This is a genomic window from Chryseobacterium sp. UF-290 (assembly GCF_058245615.1).
In genome coordinates this window covers 74,265-87,463 of sequence record NZ_JBSICB010000020.1, presented here as the reverse complement: position 1 = coordinate 87,463, position 13,199 = coordinate 74,265, and the positions used below count along the sequence as shown (strand labels likewise).

13 protein-coding genes are annotated in these 13,199 nt (G+C 36.9%); 1 reads left to right on the top strand and 12 read right to left on the bottom strand.

The window, feature by feature from the left end; genetic code table 11:
* Positions 1-100: 100 nt before the first annotated feature.
* From AC4IF5_RS18575 to AC4IF5_RS18555, 5 genes are all read right to left on the bottom strand, one after another.
* Positions 101-475, bottom strand: a complete 375-nt coding sequence (locus tag AC4IF5_RS18575; protein ID WP_490737158.1) for a GxxExxY protein — start codon at positions 473-475, stop codon at positions 101-103.
* Positions 476-642: 167 nt separating this feature from the next.
* Positions 643-1,515, bottom strand: a complete 873-nt coding sequence (fdhD, locus tag AC4IF5_RS18570; protein ID WP_490737156.1) for a formate dehydrogenase accessory sulfurtransferase FdhD — start codon at positions 1,513-1,515, stop codon at positions 643-645.
* A 47-nt stretch (positions 1,516-1,562) separates the two neighbouring features.
* Positions 1,563-1,979: a molybdenum cofactor biosynthesis protein MoaE gene (locus tag AC4IF5_RS18565; protein WP_490737154.1), complete on the bottom strand. Its 417-nt coding sequence runs from the start codon at positions 1,977-1,979 to the stop codon at positions 1,563-1,565.
* Between the two features lie 55 nt (positions 1,980-2,034).
* A complete protein-coding gene (locus AC4IF5_RS18560; RefSeq protein ID WP_490737152.1) occupies positions 2,035-2,277 on the bottom strand; it encodes a MoaD/ThiS family protein in 243 nt (80 codons plus the stop codon).
* Positions 2,278-2,298: 21 nt separating this feature from the next.
* The gene (locus AC4IF5_RS18555) at positions 2,299-3,048 is read right to left on the bottom strand and encodes a sulfite exporter TauE/SafE family protein (protein WP_490737150.1); all 750 of its coding nucleotides are present in this window, start codon (positions 3,046-3,048) and stop codon (positions 2,299-2,301) included.
* Positions 3,049-3,258: 210 nt separating this feature from the next.
* On the opposite strand from AC4IF5_RS18555, the gene AC4IF5_RS18550 reads away from it, so the two are divergent.
* Positions 3,259-4,185, top strand: a complete 927-nt coding sequence (locus tag AC4IF5_RS18550; protein WP_490737159.1) for a Dyp-type peroxidase — start codon at positions 3,259-3,261, stop codon at positions 4,183-4,185.
* A gap of 345 nt (positions 4,186-4,530) precedes the next feature.
* On the opposite strand, the gene AC4IF5_RS18545 is transcribed toward AC4IF5_RS18550, so the two are convergent.
* From AC4IF5_RS18545 to metE, 7 genes are all read right to left on the bottom strand, one after another.
* Positions 4,531-5,175, bottom strand: coding sequence for a DUF1062 domain-containing protein (locus AC4IF5_RS18545; protein ID WP_490737149.1), 645 nt, complete (start codon positions 5,173-5,175; stop codon positions 4,531-4,533).
* Positions 5,176-6,126: 951 nt separating this feature from the next.
* Positions 6,127-7,071 (bottom strand): helix-turn-helix transcriptional regulator, encoded by a 945-nt coding sequence (locus tag AC4IF5_RS18540; RefSeq protein ID WP_490737147.1) that lies wholly within the window; start codon positions 7,069-7,071, stop codon positions 6,127-6,129.
* A 253-nt stretch (positions 7,072-7,324) separates the two neighbouring features.
* Complete coding sequence (locus AC4IF5_RS18535) at positions 7,325-7,642, bottom strand: helix-turn-helix domain-containing protein (protein ID WP_490737145.1); 318 nt, start codon at positions 7,640-7,642, stop codon at positions 7,325-7,327.
* Between the two features lie 69 nt (positions 7,643-7,711).
* Positions 7,712-8,146, bottom strand: a complete 435-nt coding sequence (locus AC4IF5_RS18530; protein WP_490737143.1) for a helix-turn-helix domain-containing protein — start codon at positions 8,144-8,146, stop codon at positions 7,712-7,714.
* A gap of 115 nt (positions 8,147-8,261) precedes the next feature.
* Entirely contained in the window at positions 8,262-9,518 is a 1,257-nt protein-coding gene (locus AC4IF5_RS18525) for a phage tail-like protein (protein WP_490737141.1), read from the bottom strand.
* Between the two features lie 98 nt (positions 9,519-9,616).
* Positions 9,617-10,213, bottom strand: coding sequence for a hypothetical protein (locus AC4IF5_RS18520; RefSeq protein WP_490737140.1), 597 nt, complete (start codon positions 10,211-10,213; stop codon positions 9,617-9,619).
* A gap of 605 nt (positions 10,214-10,818) precedes the next feature.
* Positions 10,819-13,122: a 5-methyltetrahydropteroyltriglutamate--homocysteine S-methyltransferase gene (gene metE, locus AC4IF5_RS18515; RefSeq protein WP_490737138.1), complete on the bottom strand. Its 2,304-nt coding sequence runs from the start codon at positions 13,120-13,122 to the stop codon at positions 10,819-10,821.
* Positions 13,123-13,199: the final 77 nt, after the last annotated feature.

Below are 13,199 nucleotides of genomic sequence, written 5' to 3'. Positions count from 1 at the left end.
TTTGCAGTGGTAAAAAGAGAGGAACCTTTTGTAAATTTAATAAGATATAATTTGCACATGTCTTAGAATACACGAATTTATTTTGTTGGTGTATTTGTAGCTATAAGACGATTCGTTTGTAATTCAATTTTAGTTCTCCAAAATTTACAACTAATGCAAGTTTGTTTTCTGATACTTTTAAATAATTAATAGCTTGTGCGATATGCTCATTCGCTATATCTGATGTTCCTTTTACCTCTAATATTATTTTGTCAAACACTACAAAATCCGCATAAAACTTATGGGGAAGCACAGTTTCTTTATAATGAACCCTATATTCTTTTTCTCTTTCATACACAATACCGGCATGTCTCATTTCATATTCCAGAGCATCTTTATAAACGACCTCTGAAAATCCTGCTCCCAAGCCATTATGTACTTCCATACAGATCCCGATTATTGCATAGGATTCCTGTTTGTAAACTAAGTCTTTCATTCATCATTTGTTTTTAATTGCTACAAATTCACCTACTTTTTATTCGTACATTAATCCATAAACCATTCTTATTCGTGCATTCGTGGCATTATTTTTAATTCATATATAAAAGTATCATAGTTTTTTTGCCACGAATGCACGAATTGTTTTTGTGTTCGTGGTGCATATTATCTTTTAAGAATTTCGAGGGAACTGCTTTCGTTGTAAATATTAAATCTGTTATCCCGGAGAAATCCCAGTAAAGTCATATCAAATTCTTTAGCCAGATCTACTGCAAGACTGGATGGCGCTCCTATTGCTGCAACAATCGAAATTCCGGCCATAGCAGCTTTCTGGATCAGTTCAAAACTGGCTCTTCCGCTTAGCACTAAAATGATGTCTTTAAGGGGAAGCTGCTCCGTAAATAACGCATGCCCGATCAGTTTATCCAATGCATTATGTCTTCCGACATCTTCCCGTAAGGCAAGTAAATTCCCATCAAAGTCAAAAATCCCTGAAGCATGGATACCTCCCGTTGCGCTGAAGTTATTCTGGAAAGACTGCAAGTTACCTGATAGCTGATACAGGGTTTCAAGCGTTATAGCACGTTGTTCCCGTTCAATATTCTGAAAAGCACTTACGGTTTTTATCGATTCAATAGAGCCTTTTCCGCATACTCCACAACTGGATGTGGTATAAAAATTTCTGTCTGCATTTTTCAACTGAGGAACAAAGTCTTCGGCCAATTCCACTTCAATTATATTTTCCCTGTTTCTGGAACAATCCGCCTGAGGATGGTCAATACTTCTGATCTGGTGATACCCGGAAATAATCCCTTCGGTAAACAGAAAACCAGCTGCCAGCTCAGCATCATTGCCGGGCGTTCTCATCGTTACGGATATGTTTTTACTTTCCCTTTGGTCCTTAGCTCCGTAAGACATACGGATTTCCAGAGGTTCTTCTACAGAAACATCATCAATATAGGGAAAATTGTCATTATCTTTCACTTTGACAATATCTATCTGCCGTACAGATCTGTTTTCTGATATAGGGGTTTTCATATCTGCGTAATCGGTTATAGTAAATATACGAAATTTCGTTCTTCAAATTACGGATGTGCAGAAACCCATTCTTCTCCATCTTCAAAAATTTCTTTTTTCCATATGGGAACCGTTTCTTTTATGGTATCAATGATATAACGGCAGGCATCGAAAACAGCATCCCTATGTCCGTCACTCACCACAATCATCACTGCAGCATCACCGGGAAATAAGATTCCGGTCCGGTGGTGAACAATTACATTACGTACAGAAAATAAGGAGATAGCCTGATCTACTACCTTTTTTATTTCTTTGGTTGCCATAGACTGATAACATTCGTATTCCAACCGGACCACCGGTTTATTTCTGGTCATGTTACGCACAGTTCCTATAAATGTTGCAACACCTCCACTGCTCAGATCCTGAGCGGCGGCAAGGCATTCGGTAATACTCAGTGTATTTTCTGTTATTCTGATATCAGTCATTTCTTTTCTTTTTTCTATGCATCCACAAAGTGTTTTATGATGTGTTTGCAGTGCTTTATCCTCCGCTTACAGGAGGTATGATCGCAATTTCATCTGTATTTACGACAGTCTGATCATCCTCAGCATACTCTTCATTCAATGCGATAAAGTAGGATTTCAGCTTTTTCAGCTCCGGAAAATTTTCTTCCAGTATATTTTTTAGCTGTCTGACATTCAGAACATCTCCTGTTTCCAATTCTTTTTCTGATGCTCCCAAAATGTCTTTCGTTATTCCAAAAGCCAATATTTTAAGTTTCATTTTATTTTTTTAAAGCAATTTTTACCAATATTTTGTTAAAACATTTATACCTGCCACCAATACGAGTATTGCGGTCATTCTTTTTATGATCAAAGGATTCCATTTCAAAGACATTCTGGAACCGATCTGTCCTCCGACAAGCACAGTGAGGCATAAACTCAGAATTCTAAAAACGTCCATATCTACTGATAATTTTGACAATTGTCCGAAAATACCCGATATAGAATTTGCCAGTATAAAAACACTGGAGGTTGCCGCAATCTTTCTTGCCGTATCCCATTTCATCAGATTAAGCAAAGGGGAAAGAAAAATTCCGCCACCGATTCCTACCAATCCGGAAAGAAAGCCAATTCCTCCTCCTAAAAAGCTGTTTCCCAACAATGAGGTTCTGGAATCCTGCAATGTTTTTTCATCATTTTTGGTCTCTGTTTTTACCCATAATAATATCGCTGCAATGATAAGGGTGATTCCTAAAATCAGAAAGAAGGTCTCCTGGCTTATTTTCAGCACAGCACCCCAATAGGCCATAGGAACACTGACGAGGGTTATAGGGAGTACTTTCCTCCAGTCGATCTGTTTATTTTTAATATAGATACAGACTCCCCCCACAACTACAATTACATTGCAGATCAATGCCGTTAAGCGTATTTCCTGATAAGGGAGGTTATACATGGCCAATACGGCCAGATAGCTGGAACCACCACCAAATCCTACTGACGAATACACAAAGGCTATTATCAAAAAGAACAGCAAGATCTCCCAATGTTCCATACTATTTTGTTAAAGATTAATTATGCTACAATAATACTCATTTTAGCGTTTGATTAATGAGAAAAAATACAAAAGTCTATACGGTAATTTGTGAAAAAAATGTCATAAATTGTTTATCTCAGGAAAAAAGTAATGTAATACCTTTATCATTTGTTAAATTTGATTCATTAGAAATCATTAGAAATGTCAATCAACGAAAAACCCAAAAGCATGAATTCCCAAAATGTCACTGACTATCCTAATAACAACACCTATTTTCTGGTTTGGAACTTTAAGCAGGATGCAGATCCTTCTAAAATCAAATCGGTATTTCAGAGAATGTGCGCGCTGGTCATTAATCTGAACAATTCTGCGCTCGACCGTTTTCCGGATTCAAAAGCAAGCTGCGTAATGGGGATCGGATATGAAGCCTGGCTACAGCTGGAACTGCCCACTCCGTTACCTAAAGAGTTTAAAAAGTTTGAAGCAATAAAGGGCAGTAAGCATACTGCAGTAAGTACCAGAGGAGATATCCATTTCCATATCCGTGCCGATGAGAAAAGCTTTGCCTATGACATGGCTTCTACCATTTCGGATTTCATGAAAGATATTGCTGACTGTGTTGTAGAAGTCCAGGGGTTCCGTTATTGGGACAGCAGATCGATCTTAGGATTTGTCGATGGAACTGAAAATCCGCATGGGAAAGACCGGGATTATTTTGCCATTATTGGAGATGCAGACCCTCAATATGAAGGAGGAAGCTATCTTTTTACCCAGAAATACATTCATAATATGAATGCCTGGAAATCACTTTCTACAGAAGATCAGGAAAAAGTAATCGGCAGATCAAAGGAACAGGACATTGAGATGGATGATGATGTGAAGCCTAAAAACTCCCATATCGCACTAGCTAATGTAGGCGACGATTTTAAGGTTGTCAGGGATAATATGCCTTTCGGAAATGTTTCCACTAATGAAATGGGAACTTATTTTATCTGCTACGCCAGTACTTTCAGTACAGTAGAAAAAATGCTGACCAATATGTTCATTGGTGATCCTCCGGGAAATTATGACCGGATTCTGGATTTCAGTACAGCGCAGACAGGAACTTTATTTTTTGTTCCATCAGCGGATATGTTAGATGACTTTTCTTCATAATCTGATCAAAAAATGCTTTCCAATTAATTAACAACTCTTTCTTATTGAATCTGTTTAAACTTTTTATCTTATAAGAATCACAGCTATTTTTTGACTTGAAAAAGCTTTTATTCTAAACACTTCAGTCCACTTAAGTTAGTTTAAAATGATACTGTATAAAAAGTTTACATAAGAAGAAAATCAAAGATTTTCATAAAGCTCAAGTGTACTTATTGTGCAGCAATCTTGTGACTTAAAAGCAACTTAAGTGTTTAATCTTTTTTTGGCTTTTTTGGTTTTCATTGGAAAAGTTTAAACAGCTTTATCATATAAAATGGACCATTTCATTTGAAACGGTCCATTTTTCTATTCAGGAATTGATATTTCAACATTTACTTCGCTACAGCAGAGAATTCTTTTCAATTTATCCTTATGAATCTGAACAATATCTCCATTTTTAATTTTATATTTTTTTTGTAAAGGCCTTTCATGAACAAAAACCCCATCCATTTCAATTAATTGATTCAATTTTCCAGATGAAAGTTTTAAACATGTTCTGACCACCATCGTCATTCTAAGATTAAAATCGAAAGGACAGATAATTTTAAAAGTGAGCATTTCCATATCAAAACTGGTCATCTCTTCTATTGGAATCTCCTTATAATGAATGTCGTATTCCACACTTCCCCAATCTGCTTCAATATTATTTCTCCGTCTTGTTTCGTGAGAAAATGCGTATTCCCAGGCTACTTCAATATTATTTTCAGACATCTTATTAAACAATTCCTTACTGATAGACTCCATTCTGATTCTGGAAAACAGAGTCATATTATACCGGCTATTACACTTTACACATCTGTAAACTAACCAGATATCGATGTTCTTTTTCTGGGCGTTCAATCTGAATTTATCACTACAGTGGAATCTGTCGCTGTCACAATGGTTGCATTTCTTTTTTAAAAGGGGAGTATTTTTCGCTTTCACCTCCCATATATACGGTTGTATACTCATTACTTATAATCGTGCTTAATATTCTTTGTAAGATTTTTTACATAGTATTCACGCATTACCGGAAGGTTATTTTGATGTAAAGATTGAGAGTCTTTAAGTTGTTCCGACTTATAGTCTATCCTATATTCCAGCCTTTGATCAATATGATCTTAAAAGCCGGAACAACAAATACAGATGCCTTTGCAGGCAATGCGATACATAATATGATAAATGAAAACCTGTTCAGATACAGAATTATCCGAACAAAAGAATGATCAGCCTGTGGTTGCTAAGACTGATACTAAGCTATAATAAGTTTAAGAGTTGTTCTCAAAACGAGTTATTTACTTGGTTGTGTTAAAAGTACTCAATTCTTAATAAATACGGAATGCTTTTTTTGACTTTTTATTTTGAAATACAATTAGCTCACAAAAATACAAATATGATCCACTCACAGCTCTATGAGATGATGCAGATTTTTTTGCACACTTATAAAATCTGTTTTAATCTGAGGAAATCTGTGGTTTATATAAAAAATTCCCGCTGACTACACAGATATGCACAGATGAATGAAAATAAACAGTATGAAATATATTGAAATACAAATCACTCAAATTATTCTATAAAAAACAAATATGATTGGCTCGCAGATTTTGGAGATGATGTAGGTTTTCTTTTGCACATTTATAAAATCTGTGTTAATCTGAGGAGATCTGTGGTTTTATATAAATAAATTTCCCGCAGATTACACGGATATGCACAGATGAATGAAAATAAACAGTATGAAATATTTTAAACTTAAAAACCACAAGGAATCAAATAAAAATTCTCAAACTTGTTTTTAATCTTACCCCAAACCTTATTGTAAAAATGAAAACGACTTATATTGAAAAGATAAAAGCTGACAGCAGAAATTCCTGAACAAGAGTTCAGCAATCGTTCTTTATTTGCTTTCGATACTCCGGATCTTTATTACAACGTATCGATCCATTTGTATAAATCAGTCTCTGCAGCTATACGGAATGATTTTCTCAACCTGCTTTTTCTTGTTTGAATAGTCCTAACCGCAAGATGGTTATATTCTGCAATATCTTTTGTAGTAAATCCGAGTTTAATAAGAGCACAAAGCTTAAATTCATCCGCCGTCATATCCGGGTTGATACGGATAAGATTGTCATATAAATCAGGAAAAACATATTTTACTTTAGGAATAAAAGCAATGTCATCATTCATTGCCAGCTTTACCACTCCTTCCAAATCAATCTGGTCCTTACTGTTAAGCTTTGACCGCATTTCAGCAATGATGCTTTCACTTCTCAAAGCCTGCTGATACAGCTTCACAACCTTAAACTGTTTTGACAGGATATAGTATCCCAAAATAGTCACTCCCAAAAAGACATGTAAAAAAGTAATCAGCCTCTGGTTTTCAGAAAACAGCACAGAGTCAGCCCCTTCTATAGTAAATATCCTGAAATCATAATAGTGGCTTATACTGAAAAGAATGAGAGTCGTAGCGTATACTATAATATTATATTTAACAGTCTTTTTGTTATTAAAAATAAACAGAGAAGCCAGCATAATGACAAAGTAGTACAAAGACAATCCGTTTTCAAAACCGGTAGTTGATGAAAAAAAGAAGATCAGCAGCAGAAACAACTCCAGGCTGAACAGGATTGCAAAATGGTTATAGCGTGCTTTTGTAAAAAAGAAAAGAAAAAGATAAAACAATCCCAGCGCTGATAAAGCAAAAAAATTAGTCTTCAATCCAAACACCAGATCCCTGCATCCGTTAAAAACCAGAACAGCTCCGATAGAAAATGAGAATAAATTCATCCTTTGAGCTTCAATGCGCTCAAGTGGGTCTGCATTGGGAGCAATATGCCTGTTCGCTATATAATCCCATATTTGACGAAACATAATTGTAAATAATTTTACGATAATATCAATTTCAATACAAAAATAAACAAAATGCTTTTATTTTTTATCAAAACCATAACACTTAACTAAAATAAACGATTTATTTAGACACAAACAAAACAATATTCTTTTTACAATAAAAGAAACAAAATACACACATAATTATTTATGCTTCAAAATTAAATATCATTTGATATATTCTGTACCATAATAAATAGATACCTATTTCTTCTGCTCTTTCACAGAAATCATATTACCCCAGAAAATTTTTTTTCCATTTTCCCACCGTATTTCGGCTCAACTTAAAATGGAGGGCCAGCTGGGTATTGCTTAATTGATTTTTTTCCTGATAATCCAGTATTCTGAGAATATCAGCTTTTGAATAGGATCGGTATTGCTGACTGTTCTTTTCAGAGGTTCCAAAAATAAGGGCATTGATCTTCAGGATATCCAGTGCCATAAGCTCTTTTTTTAGCAGCAGATATTTACATACAGCATATTTTTGCGGATATTTCTGAGTAATGATATCGTAATAGATCAGATTAAAATCAGGGTGCTTATATTTTTCCATATTTTGATTCATTATATTGAGTTGCTACCTATAGCATTTGAAAAGTTATATTCTTAATGATGATTACCGCTAGCTTTTACTGTTGTATTTTCCAATCCATTTATAGAGTGTAGTTTTAGGGATTTTATACCGCTTTATCACTTCTTGTCTGGTCATTTCACCCTTTTTGATCCGTTCCAGGATAAAATCGATCACTTCCCGGGTATAAATATTTTTCCGGAACTGAGGTAATGTCGTTTTTTTCTCTGATCGGGTTATTTTTTTTATTTTCGGGTTGGCCGGAGCATAAAGGATCAAATGTTGCGAATAGATTCTGAAGAAATCATATTCCAGGAGCTTGCTCCATTTCAGTAATATCTCTGCATCCAGGCTGCGGCAGGTATACATTTCTTTTATTTCCTTTTCTGTACAGCGCATAAATTTACAGATGCGGGACACATCTATCCCACACTCAGACACAGCCTTTTCAACCATGCTTCCAATATGGATACTTTTATAATTCATCCCTTATTTATCATTTTCAAATAACCTTCTCTTTCAGAAGAATAAAACTGTATTTTAATAATTTGTGTTAGGTTTTAAGATTCCGGCGGGGCTCCGCCCCGCCGGAACCCAACCATTAAGACATTCTCTGTACGGTAATATGAATACGTCTGATATTATTGGACACATTTGTATCATTCAGATTATCTACATAGGCAAAGATAGTCAGCCTGTACCACACTCCATCCACTGCAAGATCTACAGTTTCGATCTCCTGTGAATCATCAGAAGTGCTTAGAGAGGTAATAGGTGGTGAAGTACTGTTCATATTATTTCCCCAGTTAAGATAAATACCGTTATCTGTTTCCACATATCCTCCGGGAGCTACCAGAATGTTGGCCCTACGGTAGCGGTCTACACTTGATAATGCAGCATACCACATTTTAACATTATTTGAAGATACATTCACTAATCTGGGATTGTAGGTGACTCCCCCGGATCCCGTATTGGAACTGGCCGAGAAGTTAAGATCAAGCCGTACTTTTCCTCCTAAAATAGGGGGATTTGAAATCATGGAGCTTAATAAGCCTGTGGTAGTAGCCGATACTTCATAAGTAAAAAACTGATATTCCCCAGCTGAAAGCTTTTTACCCCCTCCTACTTCCACATTACAGGTCTGTCCGCCAATGGAAATAGGAAATGTTGTTGTATTTGGGCTGGAAACCGTTGGAGTCCCGGAAATTGTATAGATCAAAGTTCCTGATCCCTGGGCAAAGTTTCCTTGTGTGATAGTAGCAGTAAGACCATTAACGGGCCCAAGAGTCTGAGCGCCATATATTCCTCCGTTTCCTCCTGTATAGGGAATTGTCATGGTTCCCTGGAATGAAATTCCTGCTGTATAGGTCAAAGGATCGAGGTTGGCATCCATACATCTCAGGGTATTTATATTTCCCTGCTGCAGGGTACGCCCGTCCAGAGGTCTCCATTGGGAGCCATCCCAGTATACATATCCTGCATAGGTAAAGCCCGGTTGTGTTCCCAGATTATAAACCAACAGGCCTGTTGCAGGGTTCGAGATGGTAGATGAGTCGTTATAAGCGCTTAATGCGACTCTTGGTCCTAAAAAGCCTTTTTGTTTTCCTGAAGCCAACTGGCTGACGTTCAATTCTAAAATTGATGACCCATCAGGTGATATGGTCCCGATCCCTACACTTCCATCTGCTGTGACCACAAAGCCATTCGCTTGCTGTACTGCTGTAGGTGCTCCTGTCGTATTATTGTCTTTTTTTCCGTCTACATTAAAGATCCCCTGAGGATTTGCTGTGTTTATGCCCACCTGTGCATAAGTCAGTGAGCAAGCCATTATTGCTAACGGCAAAAAATACTTTTTCATTATTTGTTGATTTTAAGATAATTCTGGATCAATCTGCCTGTTATAAAAGCCAGGACAGATCAGTATATTTATTCATAGTGTCTTACCATTCCGGTCTGTCAGAAAGGAGGTGGACGGATCTTTACAATAAGAGAATTTATTTTCCTGACATATTCTTTTCTTGAATAAATGGATACAAAAGCTTCTTCAGTGGTAATGATAAAAACCTTATATTTTTCAGAAGCAATGCCTTGCTTTACCTGAAAAGTATTAGCTGCAAAGACCACACTACCTTCAGCATACTCAGAAACATTAAGAACAGAAGATCCATTTTGTGATATATAAGCTTCAGGCTGTACAGACAATACTTCGGCCTTCTGTTTTTCTCTTGTTACTTTCGGTATTGCTGCATTTCTTCTATCAGTTTTAGTTAAAAGAGATCTATTTGAATCTCCTGATTCAGCTTTGCGGAGAGCTATTATTTTAACATCAGAAATCTTCTCCACATTATGGATTTCAGTTCCTTCAACGATATACAGTACCGGATCCGGTTTAGAGAGTTTTTCTTCTATGCTGTAAAAAGCACTATCTTTTATACTCAGCTCAGTTCCTTTCTCAATATATACCTGTGCACACATAGGGTAAAAAAAACAGCATAGCAAAAGAAGCATCCGGGGTGCTTTCATTATGGCTGTAACTGTTCTTTTTAAATGCATATTGATCGTTTAAAAAATCATGTGCAAGATTAGAGTTATTTTGATCACAGCCCAAGAAATGAGATACGCTACAAGTACCCTTCAAGAGCACAATAACATACGTCACAGATACGTTAAAAGTAAAAAATAATTTTACAAAACACTGATTTACAATAAAATATAAATTAGCCCCATGTTTTGATCCAATTAGAGTTTGGGGTATTAAAAAAAGTGATGTGTGGTAATAAATTGTGAATTCAACTTATTTAAAAAGAGGGAAAATAAAAATAAGTATTAGTAAAATACCCTCCATAATTACTACCTTTAATATATATCTTCTTTAAAGCTTTCCACACAAAACTGAATGTCTTTTCCCTACACCACCCAACCTGATCCTCCACCCGAAATAAGGGAAAGGAAAAAGGAGATCATTGCAGTGGAAGTATCCTGATCTGTAGCAGATATTCTTTAAAGACAGCATTCTTTAAAACTGATATCGCTTCTAAAATGTTGAAGACAAAATATAATATATTCATACATTATTGCTCTATATAAGAACAGAACGTGCCATGAATATCATGACACGTTCTGAACTTTATGGAAGAGTATTAATATCTGTAATTCTTTTAAATAGCATACTCAATTGAAGCTTCTTTTGCCGCCGCAACCATCGCTACTAAAGCCTTTTCGGTTTCTTCCCAATGCCTTGTCTTTAATCCGCAGTCAGGATTTACCCAGAGCTGGCTTGCAGGGATTACCTTCTGGGCTTTTCTCAGCAGTTCGATCATTTCTTCTTTCGATGGAACTCTTGGTGAATGGATATCATAGACGCCTGGGCCTATTTCATTCGGATATTGGAAATCAGCAAAGGCATTCAATAGCTCCATCTGAGAACGGGAACATTCTATGGTGATCACATCAGCATCCATATCTGCAATATTTTCAATAATATCATTGAATTCCGAATAGCACATATGGGTATGGATCTGAGTGGCATCTTCCACTCCACTGGCTGAGATCCTGAAGGCTTCCACCGCCCACTGAAGATAACGCTGCCAGTCTGCTCTTCTTAAAGGCAGTCCTTCTCTGATAGCCGGCTCATCAATCTGGATGATCCTGATCCCTGCTTTTTCAAGATCCACCACTTCATCACGGATCGCCAAAGCAATTTGCTTACAGGTTTCAGAGCGGGGCTGGTCATCACGCACGAAAGACCATTGCAAAATAGTAACAGGCCCTGTCAGCATCCCTTTCACCCACTTTTGAGTCTGAGATTGAGCATATTGAGACCAGTAAACCGTCATCGGATCCGGTCGTGATACATCACCGAAAATAACGGGAGGCTTTACACAACGGCTTCCATAGCTTTGTACCCAGCCATTCCTGGTAAATATGAATCCTTCCAGCTGTTCTCCGAAATATTCCACCATATCATTCCGTTCAAATTCTCCGTGAACCAATACATCAATTCCTATCTCTTCCTGCCAGCGAATCGTTCTTTGGGTTTCTTCTTTCAGCAAAGCATCATATTGTGCGTAGGTCAGCTCTCCTTTTTTGAATCTGGCCCTCCAGCTTCTTACTTCTGCAGTCTGTGGAAACGAACCGATCGTGGTTGTAGGAAACAAAGGCAGCTGTAATACTTTTTGCTGCTCCTGTTTACGGATCTTAAAGTCATTTTTTCTTTGAGCATCTTCTTCAGTAACGGCTTTAGCTCTTTGCTTCACTTTTTCATTATGGATAAGAGAGGAGCTTTTTCTTCCTGCAACCGCTTTTTTATTTTCTTCAAAATCTATAAGGATATTTTTATCCTCCGTTCCGGCAATAAGCTCTTTAAGGATGACCACTTCTTTCACTTTCTGCTTTGCAAAAGACAGCCAGTTTTTAATTTCGGCGTTAAGACCCGTCTCAAAATCCAAGTCACATGGTGAATGGAGCAATGAGCAGGACGGTGCTATAAAAACTCTTTCCTTTCCTAACTTCCCGGCTGTTCTTTTAATGAAATTCAGAGATCTTTCAAGATCGTTTTTCCAGATATTTCTTCCGTCAACAAGCCCCAATGAAAGGCTTAAGCTTTCAGGGATCACCTTGAGCACATCATCCAGCTGCTCCGGATTTCTAACGAGATCTATATGAAGAACATTCACAGGAAGTGAAACGGCAAGAGATAGATTATCCTTTAATCCTTCAAAATAAGTGGCAACAATAAGCTTAAGCTTCGGAAAATACTTTCTTAGTTCGGAATAGACCCACCGATATGTTTCTTTTGCTTTTTCCGTTATATCCAAAGCCAAAAACGGCTCATCAAACTGTATCCATTCTGCCCCCTGCTCCTGAAGTTTTGTTAAAATCTCCGTATAAACCGGAAGAAGGTTTCCTGCCAGATCCAGTTTATCAAACCCCTCTTCTTTTTCTTTTCCTAAAAGAAGATAGGAAACAGGTCCAATGATTACCGGTTTCGCATTGATCCCAGCCTGTCTGGCTCCGGCAAATTCGTTGAATATTTTATCTGAACTCAGCTTAAACTGCTGATCTTTGTAGAACTCAGGAACAATATAATGATAATTGGTATCAAACCATTTAGTCATTTCCATGGCTGTGATATCTAATCCTTCTTTCTGATATCCTCTTGCCATTGCAAAATAAAGATCCAGCTCAGAATTATTTTTTTTAAGCACTACTTCGTGATAACGTGCAGGGATAGCCCCTACAATTAAGCTCATATCCAGAACCTGATCATAATATGAAAAATCATTACAGGGAATAAGATCTATACCGGCTTCTTTCTGAATATTCCAGTTTTGGTTACAGATATTTCTTCCTATAGTAAGAAGTTCTTCCAAAACAATTTTGCCTGACCAATACTGTTCGCAGGCTTTTTTAAGTTCTCTCTTGCTACCAATACGCGGATAGCCCAGAATGTGAGTTTGCATTTTTTTAAACTTTTTAATTAAACTTAATTTTCAAGCTCTTTAAAACGCTTCGCAATGCTTTTACGGAAATTTCTGGA